The sequence below is a fragment of the Pseudomonas sp. WOUb67 genome (genome assembly GCF_050058005.1).
Classification (GTDB): domain Bacteria; phylum Pseudomonadota; class Gammaproteobacteria; order Pseudomonadales; family Pseudomonadaceae; genus Aquipseudomonas; species Aquipseudomonas putida_R.
Window position 1 is genome coordinate 3,645,172 of sequence record NZ_CP170112.1, and the last position, 19,601, is coordinate 3,664,772.

A 19,601-nucleotide genomic window follows, 5' to 3' on the forward strand; every position below is an offset into this window, starting at 1 on the left:
TGCGCAGTTCTTCAGCATTGCGCGATCCCTGTGGGAGCTGGCTTGCCTGCGATGGGCTGCAAAGCAGCCCTAAACTGGCATTAGGGGCTGAGGGCCGATCAGCCCGCCGGGGGCACATAGCCGTTACGCTGGTAGAACCGTTCAAGTTCATGCGCTGCCGGCTCTTCCCCGGTGAAGATGCGCAGGTACTCGGGGATAAAGCGCATGCGGTATTCCAGCGGCTCCACGGTTTTCATGCTGATGTAGCCGATCTGCGCCAGGTAGATCGAGCGGGCACGTGTGGCGGCAGCATCTTCGCTGAAGCCGAAGCGGTCGAACATCTGCTTCAGGGCGTTCATGCGCACGCTGTCAGCCTGCTGGATCTCTTCGGCCACCTGCTCTGACTGCAGGGCCCAACTGCGCATGGCAAATTCGCACTGCGAGTCGAACAGCGCACTGTTCAGCCAGCAATCGAAGACATTCAGGATTGCCTCGGTGATCGAGGCGGCATAGGCCTGCGTCTGGTTCACCAGGTTGTGGGTGTTCTTGTGCTTCCACTGCTCGATCAGCGCCGCCAGCAATGCTTCGCGGTCTTCGAAGTACCAGTAGAAACTGGTGCGGGCAAGGTTGAGCTTTTTTGCCAGCGGTAACACGCGCACCGCATCCACCCCCGATTCCTTGAGGGCTTCGAAGGCCGCGTTCAGCCAGCTTTCGATCGAGCCGCGGGCGCTGCTTTCTGGTGGGTTCGTGGTCATGTTCATAGGCGCATTGTTCCGTATCCATGGGGGCCTGACAAGCTCAATGTACACCACTGTCTAATTTATTGACACCTGTGTACATGATGGCTAATGTCGATTTTGCCTGATGACCTGAATGCGAGAACGACCATGTCCAATGATCCGTTGCTTCAGCCGTACCAACTCAAGCACCTCACCCTGCGTAACCGCATCATCACCACCTCCCACGAACCGGCCTACCCGGAAGAGGGCATGCCTAAGCAGCTGTACCGTGCCTACCATGTGGAACGGGCCAAGGCCGGCGTGGCCATGACCATGACGGCGGGTTCCGCCGCTATCTCGCGCGACAGCCCACCCGTGTTCAACAACGTGCTGGCCTACAAGGACGAAGTGGTCGGCTGGATGAAGGACCTGACCGACGAATGCCACGAGCATGGCGCGGCAGTGATGATTCAGCTCACCCACCTGGGCCGCCGCACCCGCTGGGACAAGGGGGACTGGCTGCCGGTGGTGTCGCCGTCGCACAACCAGGAACCGGCGCACCGGGCCTTCCCCAAGCGCCTGGAGATCTGGGACATCGAGCGCATCGTCAAGGACTACGCCGATGCCGCCGAGCGCATGCAAGCCGCCGGGCTGGATGGCATCGAGCTGCAGGCATACGGCCACCTGATGGACCAGTTCTGGTCGCCGCTGACCAACGAGTTGCAGAACGTTTATGGTGGCTCGCTGGAAAACCGCCTGCGTTTTACCTTTGAAGTGCTCACGGCCATTCGCCAGCGGGTGGGCAACACGTTCATCGTCGGCATCCGCTACACCGGCGATGAAGTGCTGGCGGGTGGGCTGACCAAGGACGAAGGGCTGCAGGTTTCGCAGCTGTTGAAGAACAGCGGCATGATCGACTTCCTCAACGTGATCCGCGGCAACATCGCCACGGATGCCGGCCTGACCGACATCATCCCGATCCAGGGCATGCGCAACGCGCCGCACCTGGACTTTGCCGGCGAAATCCGCTCGTTGACCGGCTTCCCCACGTTCCATGCGGCAAAGATCCCGGATGTGGCCACCGCCCGGCATGCCATTGCCGCAGGCAAGGTGGACATGGTCGGCATGACCCGTGCGCACATGACCGACCCGCACATCGTGCGCAAGATCATCGAAGGCCGCGAGGATGATATCCGCCCCTGTGTCGGCGCCAACTACTGCCTGGACCGCATCTACCATGGCGGCGCTGCCTATTGCATCCACAACGCCGCCACCGGCCGCGAAACCAGCATGCCGCACGAGATCCCCAAGGCGGCGCAGCGGCGCAAGGTGGTTATCGTCGGCGCCGGCCCGGCGGGCCTGGAGGCGGCGCGGGTGGCGGGCGAGCGCGGCCACGACGTGGTGGTGTACGAGGTGGCCGACAAGGCCGGTGGGCAGATTCGCCTGACCGCGCAATCGGAGCGGCGCAAGGAGATGATCAGCATCATCGACTGGCGCCTGGCCCAGTGTGAGCGCCTGGGTGTGACGATCCACTACAACGTCTGGGCCGACAGCCAGATCATCCTCGACGAAGCCCCCGATGTGGTCATCGTTGCCACCGGCGGCCTGCCGCACACCGAGGTGCTGGAGCAGGGCAACGAACTGGTGGTGTCGAGCTGGGACATCATCTCCGGCGACGTCAAGCCCGGGCGCAACGTGCTGGTGTACGACGATGCCGGCGACCATGCCGCACTGCAAGCCGCGGAGTTCATTGCGCAGAGCGGTGCACGCACCGAGATCATGACCCCCGACCGCACCTTCTCGCCCGAAGTCATGGGCATGAACCTGGTGCCCTACATGCGCGCCCTGCAGCAGCTCGATACCACCTTCACCGTGACCTGGCGGCTGAAAGCGGTGAGCAGGACCGAAGAGGGCCTGCTGGCGACCATCGGCACCGACTATAGCGAGCTGCGCCAGACCCGCCTGGTCGACCAGGTGGTGGTCAACCACGGTACCCGGCCCCTGGACGAGCTGTATTTCCAGCTGTGCCCGCTGTCGAGCAACGAAGGTGCGGTGCAGTACCTGGACTTGATCGCAGGCCGCCCGCAGGCCGTGGTACGCCGCGACGATGGCCGCTTCCAGCTGTTCCGCATCGGTGATGCGGTGGCTTCACGCAACACCCACGCGGCCATTTATGACGCCCTGCGCCTGGTCAAGGACCTCTGACTCACGCGCCGTAAAACAATAAAAAACAGCAACGCCTGATTTTCGCTTTCTTGTTACTGCCCTGGCCCCAACAACGACAACGATATCCAGTGGAGAGTGTAACCATGCACATCGGTACCCGACCGAGCCCTGCGCCGTCCCTGCAGTTTCGTGATGATCCCAGCGTAACCGGCCATGCCCTGGCCCCGGTGGACAGCGAGTTGCTTGCCGCCCAGGCAGCGATCGACCGCAAAACCCTGCGCCGTTACCGCCTGGACCGCATTCGCCAGCAACTGCGTGCCCATGACTATGGCGGCGTTTTGCTTGCCGACCCGATCAACATCCGCTACGCCACCGACACCAACAATCTCGGCCTGTGGGTCATGCATTCACCCAGCCGTTATGTGTTCGTGCCTACCGAGGGCCCGGTGGTGCTGTTCGAGTTCACCAGCAGCCGTCACAACAGCGAGCATGTCGAAACCATTGACGAGATCCGCCCGGCGTTGCCCTGGCTGTACTTTCTTGCGGGCCCTCGGGTGGATGAAAAGGCCGCGTTGTGGGCGGCCGAAGTGGCCGAGTTGATGGTCCGCCACAGCGGTGGCAACCGCCGCCTGGCCGTAGACCGTTGCGACCCTTGGGGCGCGGAGAAGCTCAAGGCCAGAGGCATCGAACTGTTCGACGCGCAACCGTTGATGGAACAGGCCCGGCTGATCAAGTCGGCCGAGGAAATCGCCAGCCACCGGGTGTCGATGGCTGTCTGTGACCTGGCCATCGCCCGCATGCGTGCCAGCCTGCAGCCCGGCATCACCGAGAACCAGCTGTGGAGCATCCTGCACGGCACCAACGTGGCCCAGGGCGGTGAGTGGGCCGAGAGCCGGCTGCTGAGCTCTGGCCAGCGCACCAACCCGTGGTTCCAGGATGCGACCGACAAGGTCATCGAAGCCGGTGAGATGGTGTGCTTTGACACCGACATGGTAGGCCCCGGGGGTTACCTGTCGGACATCTCGCGCAGTTTCGTCTGCCCCGGCAAGCCGGTGACGGCGGCCCAGCGCGAGCTGCTCGACATCGCCACCCGGCAAATCAGCCACAACGTCGAGCTGTTACGCCCGGGGCTGTCGTTCCGCGAGTTTGCCGAGCGTTGCTGGCCGGTGCCGCAAAAGTACGAGCACAACCGCTACATGATGATGCTGCACGGGGTCGGCCTGGTCGATGAATACCCCAGCGTGGCCTATGCCGTGGACTTTGCCGAGTGGGGCTATGACGGCCTGTTCCAGGAAAACATGGTGGTCTCGGTCGAAAGCTACATCGGCGAGCGCGGTGAGCGCGAAGGGGTGAAGCTGGAAGAACAGGTGCTGATCACCGCCCAGGGCGCGGTCAAGCTGTCGAGCACACCCTTGGTCGATGACCAGCGGTCTTGAGGGGAGGGCCTGCACATGAAACCGATGAGTGTTCCCCTGCGCCAGGTGCCGCCCCTGCTTGCACCTGAACCCGCATTCCTGCGGCTGGAGTCGATCCACAAGCAGTTCGGCCCGTACGAGGTGTTGCACGACGTCAACTTCGAAATGAGCAAGGGGGAGGTGGTGGCCATCATCGGCCCCAGTGGCTCGGGCAAGAGCACCTTGTTGCGCTGCATCAACCAGCTGGAGCCACCGACGCGAGGCCGTATCCGCCTCGACGAACTCGACATCGACGCCGCTACACCGTTGCTGCGCGCCGACCTGCTGAAGCTGCGCCGGCGCATTGGCATGGTGTTCCAGTCGTTCAACCTGTTCCCGCACATGACGGTGCTGCGCAATGTCAGCCTGGCGCAGGTCCGCACGCTCGGGCGCAGCCAGCGTGAGGCGGATGCGCGCTCCATGCAGTTGCTGGAGCGGGTGGGCCTGGCCGACAAGGCAGCGCATTACCCGGCGCGTTGTTCGGGTGGCCAGCAGCAGCGTATTGCCATTGCCCGCGCGCTGGCGCTGGAGCCCGAGCTGATGCTGTTCGACGAACCCACGTCGGCACTGGACCCGGAGCTGGGCCTGGAAGTGCTGGCAGTCATGAAGGAACTGGCCGCCGAAGGCATGTCGATGATCGTTGTCACCCATGAGATGCACTTTGCCGAAACGGTGTCTGACCGCGTGGTGGTAATGGCCGATGGGCGCATCCTTGAGCAGGGGCCAAGCGCCCAGGTGATGCGCCAGCCGCGCCACGAGCGGGTGGTGAAGTTTCTCCAGGCCGTGAGGGACCGCTGATGATCGACATACTGCTGATGTTGCTTGCCGGTGTGCCGTGGACGCTGGGGGTGACCTTGTGTGCTTTCGCGACCGGTGTGGTGCTGGGCTTTCCACTGTGTGCACTGCGCATGGCGAAGGCGCGCGGGCTGGCGGCGCTGGGCGCGGCCATCGTGATGACCTTGCGCTCGATCCCGCCGATTGTCTGGTTGTTCTTCATCTTCTTCGGCATTGGTGGCGGCTACATCAACCTGTCGCCATTCGTGGCGGCCACGGTGGGCCTGGGCTTGATCACGGCTGCACAAATGGCCGAAGTGTACCGCGGCGCATTCGCGGCGATCCCTGATGGCCAGTACGAGGCAGCGCATGTGCTGAACCTGTCACCCGCACAGCGCTTTTTCGATGTGGTGCTGCCGCAGCTCACGCGTATCTCCATCCCCACGGCAGCCACCTATGCCATCGGCCTGCTCAAGGACTCGGCGGTGGCATCGACACTGGGCGTGGCGGACATCAGCTTCCAGGCCTACCAGGTGTCGCAGCAGACCTTCCAGGGGCTGGCTGTATACAGCGCCGCAGCGCTGGTGTACCTGGTGCTGAGCGTGCCGGTGGCAATTGCCTCGCGCTGGTTGTCCGGCACCCTGCAACGGAGGATCAGCCTGTGAGCGAATTATTGAGCCTGTGGGGCGAATGGTTTCCGGAGTTGTGGAAGGGCTTTGTGCTGTCGTTGCAGGTGACCGGCATCAGCCTGGTACTCGGTGTAGGGCTCGGCTTGCTGCTGGCCCTGGGCGTCAGCGCCAAAGGCAGGGCAGTGCGCTACCCCGCGCTGGTGATCGTCGAACTGGGGCGTGGCGCACCGGCGTTGATCCTGCTGCAGTACTTTTACTTCGGCTTGCCCTCGGCAAACCTGACCCTGAGCGCGTTCTGGGCCGCGGCATTGGCGTTGGCCTACTGCACCGCGGCTTACACCAGCGAGATCATTCGTGGCGGCCTGGAGGCGGTTGCCCGTGGCCAGCACGAAGCCGCCGAGGTGATTGGCCTGGACCGTATAGATGCACTGCGCTTCGTGATTTTGCCCCAGGCCCTGCGGGTGGCGCTGCCGTCGCTGCTGGGCTTTTCGATCATGATGTTCCAGGCCTCTTCACTGTGTTTCACCATCGCCTTGCCCGAAATTGTCAGCCGCGCATCGGCCATCGGCTCCTCGACCTTCCAGTACATGCCGGTACTGGTGCTGGCGGGGCTGATGTATGCGGCTGTCTGTGCACCGGCAAGCCTGGGGGTGGCCGCCCTGGAAAGAAGACTGGCGCCCGGCCAGCACGCAAGCCCTTGAACCCTGCCTGCCCCTTTCAATTGCATAGGTATCCGTGATGAAACCATACAAGCGTGTCACCCGTTGGCTGGCCCTCTGCGCTGCAGTTGCCGGCAGTGCCCAGGCCGTGGCCGAGTGCAAGCCAAGCCACAGTTTCGAAACCCTGACGCCCGGTGTGCTGACCGTGGCTGCCTGGGTGTTCCCGCCTTACTCGGTGCCTGGCCCCAACCAGGAACTGGGCGGGGTGGACGGCGAGATCATCAAGCAGATTGCTGCCCGTGAATGCCTGACCATCAAGGCCAGCGTGCTCGACCGGCAGCGGCGATCCAGTCGGTGGTCACCCGCCGCGCCGACGTGGTCATCGGCGACTGGTACCGCACGGTGGAGCGCGGCAAGGTGCTGGGCCTGTCGGCGCCGCTTTACCTGGATGTGATGGGCATCATCTCCAAGCCGGGTTATGCCACGGTCGGTGAACTGGAGGGCAAACGGGTGGGTACCGTGCAAGGTTACCTGTGGGTCAACGACCTGAAGAAGGTGCTGGGCGACAACCTGGTGCTGTACCCCAACCCGGTGGCCATGGCCCAGGACCTGGCGTCCGGGCGCATCGAGGCCGGCATCGACAGCCATGCGGTAGCCGTGGTGTCGCAGCAGAAGGGGGCCTACCAAGGGGCGAGCATCAAGGTGTCGGCACCCGATGCGCGGGTGAAGGCTACCGAGCAGCCAGGGCAGACGGCGATTCCTTACATGCTGAGCAATGCCGATCTGGGCAAGGCGCTGGATGGCAATATCCAGGCGTTGCATGAAAGTGGCGAGATCGCGCGGATTCTCGAGGCCCATGGGCTGGATCGGCAGGCGGCCGAAGTGGGGGCGCCGCGGTTGGTGGATTGAGTTTCTGCTGTAGCGGCCCTTTCGCGGGTAAACCCGCTCCCACAGGGATTGCACAGGCCTTGTAGCTTGCGCCGCACCAGTGGGAGCGGGTAAACCCGCTCCCACAGGGATTGCACAGGCCTTGTAGCTTGCGCCGCACCAGTGGGAGCGGGTTTACCCGCGAAGGGGCCGGCACAGGCAAAACCTGGCCATTGCCATTGACGCAAGACACAATCTCGTCATTTAGCCTTTTCACTGGCGCGCGACAGGCATAAGGTATACGCCGTTCAAAAATGCCCTGGAGCTGTCATGTCCAACCAATTCCCGTCCGTTCGTCCACGCCGCCTGCGCCAGAACGAGTCCCTGCGCACGATCTTCCAGGAAACCGAATTCCGCCTGGAAGACCTGATCCTGCCGATCTTCGTCGAAGAGGGCATTGATGACTTCGTGCCGATCTCCAGCATGCCTGGGGTCAACCGCATCCCCGAGAAGCTGCTGGCCCAGGAAATCGAGCGTTATGCCCGTGCCGGTATCAAGTCGGTGATGACCTTTGGCGTGTCGCACAACCTGGACGCCACCGGCAGCGACACCTGGAACGAAAACGGCCTGGTTGCGCGCATGTCGCGCATCTGCAAGGACACCGTGCCGGAAATGGTGGTGATGTCCGACACCTGCTTCTGCGAATACACCAGCCACGGCCACTGCGGCGTGCTGCATGACCATGGCGTAGACAATGACGCCACCCTGGCCAACCTGGGCAGGCAGGCGGTGATTGCCGCCGCTGCCGGTGCCGACTTCATTGCCCCGTCGGCGGCAATGGACGGCCAGGTACAGGCGATCCGTAGCGCGCTGGATGGTGCCGGTTTCCACGACACCGCGATCATGGCCTACTCCACCAAGTTTGCCTCGTCGCTGTATGGCCCGTTCCGTGAAGCCGGCGGTACCACGCTGAAGGGCGACCGCAAGAGCTACCAGATGAACCCGATGAACCGCCGCGAAGCCGTGCGCGAGTCGCTGCTGGACGAGCAGGAGGGCGCGGATGTGCTGATGGTCAAGCCGGCCGGTGCCTACCTTGACGTGATTGCCGACATCCGCGCCGCCTCGCGCCTGCCGCTGGCGGCGTACCAGGTGAGTGGCGAGTACGCGATGATCAAGTTCGGCGGCCTGGCCGGCGCCATCGATGAAGGCCGGGTGGTGCGTGAAAGCATCGGCGCGATCAAGCGTGCCGGTGCCGACCTGATCCTGACCTACTTCGCCATGGACCTGGCCCGCGAAGGTATCTGAGCCAAAGCCATCGGGTACAAGAAAGCCGCTGCCACTGCAGCGGTTTTTTTTTGGCCACCGGGAGCGCACGGATTTCGGCTCGCCAAACCTTAGCGGTCTTGCCCGTGCACAAAAAATCATTAAGCGCTGAATTATTTAGTGTCCCGTTGTATCTGAACCCTTAGAGCATTCATCGACAGGGACAACGGCATGAAACCTCGCAAGAAACGCGTCCAGCCAATCGGCCTGAAGGACATCACCATCGTCGACGACGCCAAGATGAAAAAGGCGATCACCGCCGCCGCGCTGGGCAATGCGATGGAGTGGTTCGACTTTGGCGTATACGGCTTCGTGGCTTACGCCCTGGGCAAAGTGTTTTTCCCCAACGCCGACCCCAGCGTGCAGATGATCGCGGCGCTGGCCACGTTCTCGGTGCCATTCCTGATTCGCCCACTGGGTGGTCTGTTTTTTGGCGCCTTGGGCGACAAGTTCGGGCGGCAGAAAATCCTCGCCGCAACCATCGTCATCATGTCGCTCAGCACCTTCGCCATCGGCCTGATACCGTCCTATGCCAGCATCGGCATCTGGGCCCCGATCCTGTTGTTGCTGGCCAAGATGGCCCAGGGTTTTTCGGTGGGCGGGGAGTACACCGGTGCCTCGATCTTCGTTGCCGAATACGCCCCCGACCGCAAACGCGGTTTTCTCGGTAGCTGGCTGGACTTCGGCTCGATTGCCGGCTTTGTGCTTGGCGCGGGCGTGGTGGTGCTGATTTCCACCATTCTGGGTGAAGAAAAGTTCCTTGAATGGGGCTGGCGCCTGCCGTTCTTCCTGGCCCTGCCGTTGGGCATCATCGGCCTGTACCTGCGCCATGCGCTGGAAGAAACACCTGCGTTCCAGCAGCATGTCGACAAGCTGGAGCAGGGCGACCGCGAAGGCTTGGCCTCCGGGCCCAAGGTGTCGTTCAAGGAAGTGGCCACCCAGCACTGGCGCAGCCTGGTGACCTGCATCGGCGTGGTGATTGCCACCAACGTCACCTACTACATGCTGCTCACCTACATGCCCAGCTACCTGTCGCATAACCTGCATTACAGCGAAGACCATGGCGTGCTGATCATCATTGCGATCATGGTCGGCATGCTGTTCGTGCAGCCGGTGATCGGTTTGCTCAGCGACAAGTTCGGCCGCCGGCCGTTCATCATCGTCGGCAGTGTCGGCCTGTTCGCCCTGGCAATTCCGGCGTTCATGCTGATCAACAGCGGCGTGCTGGGGGTGATTTTTGCCGGGCTGCTGATCATCGCCGTGCTGCTGAACTTCTTCATCGGTGTGATGGCCTCGACGCTGCCGGCGATGTTCCCTACGCACATCCGCTACAGCGCCTTGGCAGCTGCTTTCAACATTTCGGTGCTGATCGCCGGGCTTACCCCGACCCTCACTGCCTGGCTGGTGGAGAGCACGGGCGACCTGTACATGCCGGCCTACTACCTGATGGTGATCGCCGCTATTGGCCTGCTGACCGGGTTGACCATGAAGGAAACCGCCAACAAACCGCTGCGCGGTGCCGCACCGGCGGCATCCGACATCGAGGAAGCGCGTGAGCTGTTGCAGGAGCACCACGACAACATCGAGCAGAAGATCGAGGACATCGATGCGCAGATCGCCGAGCTGGAAGCCAAGCGCGAGACCCTGGCACAGCAGCACCCGCGCATCGATTGATCAGCGCGGCATGTAGCCACGCTGCCAGGCGCGCGGGATGAACCGCGACACCAGGGCCAGCACACAGGCCAGCGCGCAGCTGCCAGCCAGTGCCTGCAGGCCCAGGCGCTGTTGCAGCCAGGCGCCCAACGCGGCGCCCAGCAGCATGCCGGCCCAAGGCACCAGTTGCACCCGCCAGCCGTCGCGCCGCTCGCCCATCAGCCAACGCCCCAGGCCACGGCCGAAGCGGGACAGGGCGCCCGTGACGTAGGTCAGGCCGATGGGCAGGCCGTTCACTTGTTCAACCACGGCATTGATCATGCCCATGGCCAGCGTGGCGGCCAACAATGCCGGGAAGGTGGCCGCCAACGGCCACGCCGCTGCGAACGCCAACAGTACGGCAACCATCAGCAACACGGGCCAGGCCCGGCGGCGCAAGCCACGCGCCAGCAGTACGCCCAGCGTGTTGCCAACGACGAAGCCCAGTATCGCGCCACTCAGGCGCAGCACCAGGGCCAGGTCTGCTTCACTGATGGCCACGGCCAGGCGTGTGGTATTGCCACTCATGAACGACACGAAATCCCCCAGCGCCAGCAGGCCGATGGCATCGGTCATGCCGGCCAGTACCGACAAACCGGCGACCAGGCCAAGGCCGACACGGCCACGCAACACTTGCAGGCGTAACCGCCTGGCCGTGCGCGCGGGAAGAGCGTTGGGCAGCATGGGCAGGCCTCAGGGCAGCAGTTTTTCGCGGGCCAGGGTGCCTTTGATGGTGCGCTCCACCACATCGACCAGCACCATGGTCTGGTGATCGACTTCGATGTTGAGCCGTTCGCCGGCTTTGTAGCTGGCAAACGTGGTCTGGCGCAGGGTTTCCGGGATCAGGTTGATGGTGATGACATTGTCGTCGACATCGGCGACGGTCAGGCTGCAGCCATTGACCCCGATAAAGCCGCGTGGGAACACGTACTTGCCCCATTCCGGCGGCATGCGGAACTTGATAAAGGCGCCAGTTTCCTTGATCGACAGTTCGACGATTTCGGCGGTGGTGGCGATGTGGCCCGCCATCAGGTGGCCACCGACTTCGGCGTTCATTTTCGCCGAACGCTCGATGTTGACCCCCTGGCCCGCCTTGAAGGCGCACAGGTTGGTGCGTTCGAGGGTGGCGGTCATGGCGTCGAACTTGACCTGGGTGCCGGCGATTTCGGTGACCGACAGGCAGGTGCCTTCGACACTGACGCTGGCACCGATCTTCAGTTCGTCGAGCAGTTCCGGGGTGAGGTCGATGGTGAATTGTTTGTGGCCCGGGTAGGTGGTCACATCAAGTAGAGGGCGAACGGCCTGGACGATGCCGGTGTACATGGAGTTGCTCCTGGGCACGGAAAAGAAAACACCCGAACGCTATGCTTCTGAAGCCTCAAAAGCAAGGTGGCAGTGCCGGCCTCTTCGCGGCTAAAGCCGCTCCCACAGGTAACGCACAGTATTTGAAACCTGTGCAGCCGCGAACACCGGCGAAGCCGGTGCCATCCACCGCGCTGGATTCTTCGCGGGCATGCCCGCTCCCACAGGGACCGCGCAGGATTCGGGGTTATGCAGTATCTGTGGGAGCGGCTTTAGCCGCGAAGAGGCCGGTACAGGCAGCCAGGATCTAGAACTTCAGCTGCCACTGCCCAACCACCGCATGGTTACGGCTGTTGCTACCCAGTTCCCCGCTATACCCCAGGCCAATGCTCTGCCGCGCACTCAGCCCCAGGTCCAGCCCGGCTTCGACCAGCAAGCTGTTCCGATCAATCGCGCTGCCCTCGACACTGAACGCATCACCGCCCGCGATAAACGCCTGCCGCGTACGGGTATCGATGCTGCCGTAGGTGTGCCGCCAGCCCAGTGTTGCCCGGGGCGTCAGGCTCATACCGTTGTCCAGTTGCCCCAGGTGCGCCAGGCGCACGCCGAAGGTGCTGCTGGCGTTGTCCTGGGTATCGGCATCCACCGCCAGCGCCGCGTCGCCACCTTGTTCGCGGTAGCTGTCGCGGTGATAGCGCTGGTAGCCGAGGTTGGCGAACGGTTCGGCGCTCAGGCGGCCGCTGCCCATGGCGTAACCCAGTTCGACGAAGGCCTGCTGGCTGTCTGCATCGTAATCACCCTTGAGGGCGATGCACAGGGCCAGGCGGTTGGGCGTGAATGGCATTGGGCGACCACGGGTTATTATTCAGGGGCGCCCAACATGGCCATTCGATATTACGATTTGATTGATCGTGCAGGTGTTTTCATCGCCAATCACACATGTGCGCTGCTGTTGACGATACGCAAGCACAGCGCCTCGTAAGGGTCCAGGTTCACCAGCAATCGACCATCCTCGGTCAGATCGCCTTCGACCGTTTCATTGATCATGTCCACCACCGTCCCGGGCGTGAACCCGGTCAACTGCAACTCCTCGGCAATCGCTGCCTGGCCAAAATTCAGTGCGCTGATCTGGATACCGCGCCCGGCTGGCAGTTCATGCACCATCACCAGCAACCCTGGGCTGCTGACCTCGGGCACCAGCACCTGGCGGCTGGTAGCAATGCCGTAGGCTTGCCGCACAGCCAGCAGCTTCTTCACCTTGCAGGCAAATGAATCAGCGTTTTCCAGCTGGCTGTCGAGGCTGCCATACAGTGCCCGGGCCCGGGGCATGCCACGCACCGATACCTCGGCCTGCGGGTCGAGCCCGGCCAGGTCATAACCGCCCCGGTGAATCCAGCGGGTATCGCCATCCAGCATCCGCTGCGCGACTGCTTCGGCGGGCAAGGGCAGGGCACCGACCAGGTCCCAGCCCGACAACGCAACCACCCCTGGCTGCATGGCGTTGTACATGACCAGCAGCAGGTGCACTTTCTGTATCAGCTCGATATCTGCCGCACCGATTTGCTCAAGGTCGCGGATGCCCAGCGCTGCGGTGATCAGGCTGGCCGTGGTACAGGCGATGCCGTTGGTCACGAAGCGCAGGTTGTAGGGGGCGTGTTCGCCCGAGAGCCGTTCGTAGATCTCTTCACGGACATGCTCACGCAGGATGCTGCCGGGCAAGGTCTGGCCCTTGTACAGGTACATGTCGTGGGCGTGCAGGGTCCAGAAGTGCACCAGCTCCACGGTCAGCTCGTCGTGGTTCTGAAGGGCATGGATCAGCGAGGCCGGGTCGATGCCGAAGGCGTGCATTTCCTTGAGCATCAGGCGCAGGAACTCGGTGTCACCGGTCAGCAGCGCATGCTGATAGGCTGGCCGGGTGATGAAGTCATAGGACAGGTCGGCCCCGCCCTTGGACATCTGCGCGATGTCGTCCAGGGTCAGGTTCAGTTCCTGGAAGCTGAAGCCGCCCGCCTTGCGGATCATGCCGCCGATCAACTGGTTGCCGACAATCGACAGGGGGTGGCTTTCCGACCAGGCGGTGCCGCTGGCCCGCGTTTCCACGCCCAGAAAACCGTTGGCGTCCAGGCGCAGGCCGCGTGCGCCCAGGCAGTCCAGGGCGTGCAGGGCATCGCCAATGATCATTTGCTGGGCGGCGAAGGTCGGGTCCAGCCAGTTCAGCGAGGGCTGGCCGTCCTTGAAGTAGTGCAGATACACCCAGCGACGGGTTTTGCCATCGACACCGGTGATGGGCGGCGTAACGCTCCAGTCGGTTTCCTTCACACCGGGCTCGAAGAAGATCACCCGTTGCAACTGGCCGACGATGTAATGGCGCGCTTTGAGCTCGTCGCACTGGGCCGGCAGCAGGTTGACCGAATCGCGGCCGTTGGGCACCTCAGGCAGTATCGGCCAGTCTTCTTCGCGGATTTCGACCATGTGGTACAGCCCCGGGTAAGGCCCGTGGGCCATCTCGGCCAAGCGGAAGTCGGCGCCTTTGCCGGTGTGCGAGGGGATCAGGTCGTCGATGGTCACGGCATTGTGTGCGGCGGCCATGCGGCTCATCTGGACCAGTTCCTGTTCGCTGCCGTACAGCGGGTCGATATCGAAGCTGATGCGGTCGAAGTTACCGTCCACGCTGGGGGTGAGCTCGCGGCCACGGATGCCGCCGGACAACTTGATCGGGCCAGTGTGCAGGCCCTGGATGCCGATCTCCGACAGGCGCTTCCACAGCGCTTCGTGGGCTAGCGCGCCAAGCACCGAGCTGTCTTGCGGGGCGATGATGGCATCGGGGTAGACGGTCAGCCAGACCGAGGCGATTTCGGTGGCGCGGCGGGGCTGGGCCTCGGCGTAGGGCTGCTGCCACAGGCGCGACTGGCCTGAATACAGGCTGGCGCGCTCCTGGGAAGCCTTGAGCATGGCGCGGTCTTCGAGCCATTTGACGTATGACGGGTCGGGCTGGGTCATTTCGCGTCCTCTTTGCGTGTCGGCACCGGCTCAGGTTATGACGGCATTGCAGCCTGATCGTTCGGCTGGGGCCTGTGATGGCCTCTTCGCGGGTAAACCCGCTCCCACAGGTACTTGCACTGGCCCATGGTGCAGCGCGGTCCCTGTAGGAGCGGGTTCACCCGCGAAGAGGCCGGGCCTGCCAAGACCCACTTAACGTCGGGCAGACAGCTGCTGCGGCGCCAGAAACGCATCATGGAAGTAATTACGCACCGCCTGCATCGCCGGGCTGAACGCCCGCTCACGGTGCCAGGCCAGCCCCACACTCATGGGTGTCACCGGGTCGCTGATGGTCACTGTCTCGATGCGCTTGCCTTCCAGCGACCAAGGCCGATGAACCAGGTCCGACAGGATCGCCACGCCACTGCCATTGGCAACCATGCTGCGCACGGCTTCCACCGAGCTGGTCCGCACCCGCACGCTCGGGCGTTGCCCGGCCTGCTCCCAATAGCGCATGGCGCTTTGTTCTGCCTCGTCAACGGTCAGCAGGATGAACGGTTCGCGGGCCACGTCGGCCAGGCTTACCGCTGAGCGCTCGCACAGCGGATGGTGGCCGGGCAGCCACAGCCGGCGCTCGGAGTTGAACAGTGTCTCCGAGACGATGTCGGGGTGGGTGAGGTTGGCCGTAAGCACAACCGCCATGTCGAAGCGCCCCTCCAGCAAGCCTTGCTCGATGGCGCTGCGCTCCTGCTCGTACAGCTCCAGGGTCACATCCGGGTGCCAGTGTTCCAGGCGCTGCAGGTGGTGTGGCAGGAAGTAACCGATCACCGTATAGCTTGCCGCCAGGCGCAGCAGGCCGCTGGCGCGCACGTTCGGCAGCGGGCTGTTCAGCGCATCGTCGACACTGCGCAGAATCACGTAGGCGCGGTTCAGGAAGTGCCGGCCGGCCTCGGTCAGGCTCATGCCCTGGGCCGAGCGCTGGAACAGCAGCACGCCAAGCATGGCTTCCAGTTCCTTGATTGCCGTGGTCACCGCCGACTGGGAGATGTTCAGGTGGATGGCTGCCTGCGAAATCTGGCCGATCTCGGCGGTGGCAACGAAGTAGCGGACCTGGCGCAGGGTCAGTGACACGGTTGGCTCCTGGGGGTATCTGATTTTCCGAAGACACCCTATCTGTTTATAGATCTTCCCAAGGGGGTGGGGAGAATCTAACGTGGCTTGCATGCGGTCACAAGCACCAGGAGAGACAGTCATGCAGGTGGTGGATTTCAATTCGGACATGGGTGAGGGCTTTGGTCCGTGGACCATTGGCGACGGCGTCGACAACGAGCTGATGGGCTACATAAGCACGGCCAACATCGCCACGGGTTTTCATGCCGGCGACCCTGGCACCATGCGCCGCACCGTCGAGCGGGCCAAGGCACTGGGCGTGGCGGTGGGTGCGCACCCGGGGTTTCGTGACCTTGTCGGTTTCGGTCGCCGGCACATCAACGCGCCAGCCCAGGAACTGGTCGACGACATGCTCTACCAGCTGGGTGCACTGCGTGAAATTGCCCGTGCCCAAGGGGTACGCTTGCAGCACATCAAGCCGCACGGTGCGCTGTACATGCACCTGGCGCGTGACGAAGAAGCTGCCCGCCTGTTGGTGGAAAACCTGCGGGTAATCGAGCCGGAGTTGCTGCTGTACTGCATGCCGGGCTCGGTGATCTGCCGCATTGCCCAGGCGCTTGGCCAGCCGGTGGTTCGTGAGTTTTACGCCGACCGTGAGTACGACCTGAGCGGCTCGATCGTGTTCACCCGCAATGTGCGCGGCCATGAGCCCAACGCGGTCGCCGAGCGCGTGTTGCGGGCGTGCCAGCAGGGCCTGGTGCGCACGGTCGAGGGGCAGGACCTGGCCATCGAATTCGACTCCATCTGCCTGCACAGTGACACCCCCGGCGCGCTCGACCTGGTCGAGGCCACGCGCAGGGCGCTGGACGCGGCCGGTATTGTGGTGCGCGCGCCCCGCTGAGCCGGTGAGGCATCCGGCTGGCACAAGCCGGAGCCCGTGTATTTTGTTTTCGCCTGCCTTTCTATAAAGATTCCAAGAAAAGGAACAGTCATGGCCGAACCGCTTGCTACAACCCCGATCCGCTACAGCTTCGGCGCAGACGAGCACCTGTTTGCCGAAGTCAGCGACAGCATGTCGCTGGAAGCCTTTTTCAAGGGCATGGCCGTCACCCGTGCCGTTGAGCGGCTGGCGCTGGATGGCGTGCTGGACGTGTGCCTGGCCAATGCCTCGTTCCAGATCCGCTTCGACCCCGACCGTATCGCGCCGCAGGCGCTACTTGAAGCGGTGCAAGGTGCCGAGGCCGAGGCGGTGGCCGAGCGCTCGTTGCAGACGCGGATCATCGAGATCCCGGTGCTGTACAACGACCCCTGGACCCATGAAACCCTGATGCGCTTCCGTGACCGCCACCAGGACCCGGCCAGCACCGACCTGGAATACGCAGCGCGCATCAACGGGCTGGCCGACGTCGACGCGTTCATCGCCGCCCACAGTGGTGCGCCCTGGTTCGTGTCGATGGTCGGTTTCGTGGCCGGCCTGCCGTTCATGTTCCAGATGGTCGAGCGCCAGCGCCAGTTGCAGGTGCCTAAATACCTGCGCCCGCGTACCGACACGCCCAAACTCACCCTGGGCCATGGTGGTTGCTTCGGTTGCATCTACTCGGTGCGCGGTGCAGGGGGCTACCAGATGTTCGGCGTCACCCCGGCACCGATCTACGACCCTCAGCAAACGCTGAACTACCTGAAGGCGCACATGGTGTTTTTCCGCCCGGGTGACATCGTGCAGTTCAAGCCCATTGATCGCAGGGCTTACGACCAGGCGGTGACAGATGTGGAGGAGGGCCGTTTCGACCTGCGTATTCGCCCGGTCGAGTTCTCCCTGGATGCCTTCCTTGCCGACCCGGTCGGTTACCCCAAGTCGTTGCAGGAGGTGCTGGCATGATCAAGGTACTCAAACCCGGCCTGGCCACCTCGGTGCAGGACCTGGGCCGTGAAGGCTACTACCACCTGGGCATTCCGCCGTCCGGTGCACTCGACCAGTACGCCTTGCGCGCGGCCAACCACCTGGTGGGCAACCCGGCCGGCGCAGCAGCCCTTGAGTGTGCGCTGGTGGGGCCGGAGCTGGAGTTCCAGCAGGATGCGCTGGTGGCGGTCTGCGGTGCACAGATGCCCGCTTTGCTGGATGGCCGCGAGCAGCGCCCCGACACGGCATTTGCCGTGCGCGCCGGGCAGGTGTTGCGCTTCGGCTTCCCCACGGCGGGCGCCCGTGCCTACCTGGCCGTGGCCGGTGGCATTGATGTACCTGAGGTGCTCGGCAGCCGTTCCACTTACGCGCTGGGGGCATTGGGCGGGTTCCAGGGGCGCAAGCTGATGGCAGGCGACGTGCTGCCGGTCGGTGTGCCCAGCGGCAAGACCCGCGCCGGCGCAAGCCTGCCCATGGCCTTGCGCCAGGCTTTGGGCGGCGAGGTGGTGGTGCGGGTGGTGCCGGGGCTGTACTTCCATCGCTTGACCGAAGCCGCAGCGCAAAGCTTCTTCACCCAGGCCTGGACCGTCGGCTCCGAAGCGGACCGTATTGGTTACCGCTACAAAGGCGGCAGCGCCTTGAGCTTCCAGCCGCGAGAGCAACCGTTCGGTGCCGGCTCGGACCCGTCGAACATCGTCGACAGCTGCTACCCGATCGGTTCGATCCAGGTGCCGGCGGGGCTGGAACCGATCATCCTGCACCGTGATGCAGTGTCGGGTGGCGGCTACGCCATGATCGGCACGGTGATCAGCGCCGACCTCGACCTGATCGGCCAGATGCAGCCCAACCAGCAGGCGAGGTTCCTGGCGGTGAGCCTGGAGCAGGCGCTGGAGGCGCGGCGGTCGTACAAGAAGAAACTGGCCTGCCTGGCCAGGCTCTTTGGCTGAGCGCGACGCGCTTGTGGAAGGGTTGTGCGATTCCTGCAGGAGCGGAAAACCCGCTCCTTCAGGGCGCTATTCTTTAGCAAGATGTTGCCAGGGAAACGTTTGGAAACTTGATGTAGCGAAGGATCCTACAAGCATTTGGGAAGCCCCAGACTCCTTGGAGAATTGATTCCCCGATAGTGTTCATGTCTTCAGTTTGCTCGAAGACAAGGACCACTTCATGCCCGGCCCATCCGATCTGCCTCCGGTAAAACCCGACGGCGCTGTCGATGCCCATGACGTTTCAGAACGCAGCGTCTACGCGATGCTCGAAGTGCCGGAGGGCACCGATTCACCCTATCCGGCTGACCGGGGGCAGCGAGGAGGTGACCCGGATTTCGAAGGCTACCCCGCCGACCCGGAGTTCCAGCTGCGCGGCGGCTTCGAAAACCTGATGCTCGACGCGGCAAGCCCGCTGTTCGGCCTGGTCATTCGCCTGCGTACCCTGGATGACCTGCCCAACATCGCCTACGTGCACAAGACCGTGCAAAACCAGGTCAGCAACATTCGCGAAGAAATCCAGCAGCACGGCTACCCCATCGCGCAGCAGGAAGTCTATTCCTACGCCTTGTGCCTGTACCTGGACGAGGCCGTGATGAGCCGCCCGTGGGGCAACAATTCGTGCTGGAGCCACGCGCCGCTGCTCAGCATCTTCCACGACGAAACCCAGGGCGGCGAAAAGATCTTCGTGCTGCTCGAACGGGTCATGCAGGCACCCAGGGAATTCCAGGATGTGCTGGAGTTCCTCTACTACTGCTTTTGCCTGGGCCTCAGGGGCAAGCACGCCCTGGACCCCAAGTGCGAAGACATCATCAACGCCCTGATCTCGCGCATGCACACGGTCATCCGCGAACTGCGTGGCCCCACCCCGCAAGAGCTGTGCGACCCCTACACCAATGTCGTTCATTGCCCCCACCGCCCGCGACGCTGGGAGTGGCCCTGGTGGAGCCCGCTGGTGATCTCCGCCGTGGCCATGGTCTGCGCCTACAGCTACTACAGCTACCGCCTCGACCTGATCACCGCCGAAGTCGTGGAGTCGCTCAACGCGATTCTGCAGCAGTAGCG

General features: G+C 63.4%; 16 protein-coding genes and 2 pseudogenes. 12 read left to right on the plus strand and 6 right to left on the minus strand.

Features of this window, described 5'->3' with window-relative positions; genetic code table 11:
- Positions 1–98 precede the first annotated feature (98 nt).
- Positions 99–740 (minus strand): TetR/AcrR family transcriptional regulator, encoded by a 642-nt coding sequence (locus tag ABOC32_RS16340; protein WP_426807957.1) that lies wholly within the window; start codon positions 738–740, stop codon positions 99–101.
- Positions 741–866: 126 nt separating this feature from the next.
- Between ABOC32_RS16340 and ABOC32_RS16345 the strand changes: the two genes are divergently transcribed.
- The 8 genes and pseudogenes from ABOC32_RS16345 (at position 867) to proP (ending at position 10,244) form a co-directional block, all read left to right on the plus strand.
- A complete protein-coding gene (locus ABOC32_RS16345; protein ID WP_426807958.1) occupies positions 867–2,903 on the plus strand; it encodes an FAD-dependent oxidoreductase in 2,037 nt (678 codons plus the stop codon).
- A gap of 104 nt (positions 2,904–3,007) precedes the next feature.
- Positions 3,008–4,300, plus strand: a complete 1,293-nt coding sequence (locus ABOC32_RS16350; RefSeq protein ID WP_426807959.1) for a M24 family metallopeptidase — start codon at positions 3,008–3,010, stop codon at positions 4,298–4,300.
- A gap of 24 nt (positions 4,301–4,324) precedes the next feature.
- Entirely contained in the window at positions 4,325–5,116 is a 792-nt protein-coding gene (locus ABOC32_RS16355; RefSeq protein ID WP_426811616.1) for an amino acid ABC transporter ATP-binding protein, read from the plus strand.
- Positions 5,116–5,757 carry an amino acid ABC transporter permease gene (locus ABOC32_RS16360; RefSeq protein WP_426807960.1) on the plus strand — a complete coding sequence of 214 codons (642 nt, stop codon included), beginning with the start codon at positions 5,116–5,118 and terminating at the stop codon, positions 5,755–5,757. The genes ABOC32_RS16355 and ABOC32_RS16360 overlap by 1 nt, the downstream gene beginning before the upstream one ends.
- Positions 5,754–6,422 carry an amino acid ABC transporter permease gene (locus tag ABOC32_RS16365; RefSeq protein ID WP_426807961.1) on the plus strand — a complete coding sequence of 223 codons (669 nt, stop codon included), beginning with the start codon at positions 5,754–5,756 and terminating at the stop codon, positions 6,420–6,422. Before ABOC32_RS16360 ends, ABOC32_RS16365 begins: the two co-directional genes overlap by 4 nt.
- Positions 6,423–6,456: 34 nt before the next feature.
- A pseudogene (locus ABOC32_RS16370) lies at positions 6,457–7,289 on the plus strand (substrate-binding periplasmic protein).
- A gap of 288 nt (positions 7,290–7,577) precedes the next feature.
- Positions 7,578–8,552 carry a porphobilinogen synthase gene (gene hemB / locus ABOC32_RS16375; RefSeq protein WP_016499972.1) on the plus strand — a complete coding sequence of 325 codons (975 nt, stop codon included), beginning with the start codon at positions 7,578–7,580 and terminating at the stop codon, positions 8,550–8,552.
- A 189-nt stretch (positions 8,553–8,741) separates the two neighbouring features.
- A complete protein-coding gene (proP, locus tag ABOC32_RS16380) occupies positions 8,742–10,244 on the plus strand; it encodes a glycine betaine/L-proline transporter ProP (RefSeq protein WP_264363168.1) in 1,503 nt (500 codons plus the stop codon).
- Here proP and ABOC32_RS16385 read toward each other — a convergent pair whose 3' ends face one another.
- The 5 genes and pseudogenes from ABOC32_RS16385 to ABOC32_RS16405 form a co-directional block, all read right to left on the minus strand.
- Entirely contained in the window at positions 10,245–10,946 is a 702-nt protein-coding gene (locus ABOC32_RS16385) for a YoaK family protein (RefSeq protein ID WP_426807962.1), read from the minus strand.
- Between the two features lie 9 nt (positions 10,947–10,955).
- Positions 10,956–11,585, minus strand: coding sequence for a riboflavin synthase subunit alpha (locus ABOC32_RS16390; protein WP_426807963.1), 630 nt, complete (start codon positions 11,583–11,585; stop codon positions 10,956–10,958).
- A 286-nt stretch (positions 11,586–11,871) separates the two neighbouring features.
- Positions 11,872–12,366 (minus strand): annotated as a pseudogene (locus tag ABOC32_RS16395) (autotransporter outer membrane beta-barrel domain-containing protein); the annotation flags it as partial.
- Between the two features lie 131 nt (positions 12,367–12,497).
- Positions 12,498–14,564 (minus strand): maltose alpha-D-glucosyltransferase, encoded by a 2,067-nt coding sequence (gene treS / locus ABOC32_RS16400; protein WP_426807964.1) that lies wholly within the window; start codon positions 14,562–14,564, stop codon positions 12,498–12,500.
- Between the two features lie 192 nt (positions 14,565–14,756).
- Positions 14,757–15,674: a LysR family transcriptional regulator gene (locus tag ABOC32_RS16405; protein ID WP_426807965.1), complete on the minus strand. Its 918-nt coding sequence runs from the start codon at positions 15,672–15,674 to the stop codon at positions 14,757–14,759.
- A 121-nt stretch (positions 15,675–15,795) separates the two neighbouring features.
- Between ABOC32_RS16405 and ABOC32_RS16410 the strand changes: the two genes are divergently transcribed.
- The 4 genes from ABOC32_RS16410 to icmH all read left to right on the plus strand — a co-directional run bounded on the left by ABOC32_RS16410 (position 15,796) and on the right by icmH (position 19,599).
- Complete coding sequence (locus ABOC32_RS16410) at positions 15,796–16,554, plus strand: 5-oxoprolinase subunit PxpA (protein ID WP_086979726.1); 759 nt, start codon at positions 15,796–15,798, stop codon at positions 16,552–16,554.
- Positions 16,555–16,644: 90 nt separating this feature from the next.
- Entirely contained in the window at positions 16,645–17,532 is an 888-nt protein-coding gene (locus tag ABOC32_RS16415; RefSeq protein WP_426807966.1) for a 5-oxoprolinase subunit B family protein, read from the plus strand.
- Complete coding sequence (locus ABOC32_RS16420; protein ID WP_426807967.1) at positions 17,529–18,500, plus strand: biotin-dependent carboxyltransferase family protein; 972 nt, start codon at positions 17,529–17,531, stop codon at positions 18,498–18,500. Before ABOC32_RS16415 ends, ABOC32_RS16420 begins: the two co-directional genes overlap by 4 nt.
- Before the next feature lie 217 nt (positions 18,501–18,717).
- On the plus strand, positions 18,718–19,599 hold the full coding sequence (gene icmH / locus ABOC32_RS16425; RefSeq protein ID WP_426807968.1) for a type IVB secretion system protein IcmH/DotU: 882 nt from the start codon (positions 18,718–18,720) through the stop codon (positions 19,597–19,599).
- Positions 19,600–19,601: the final 2 nt, after the last annotated feature.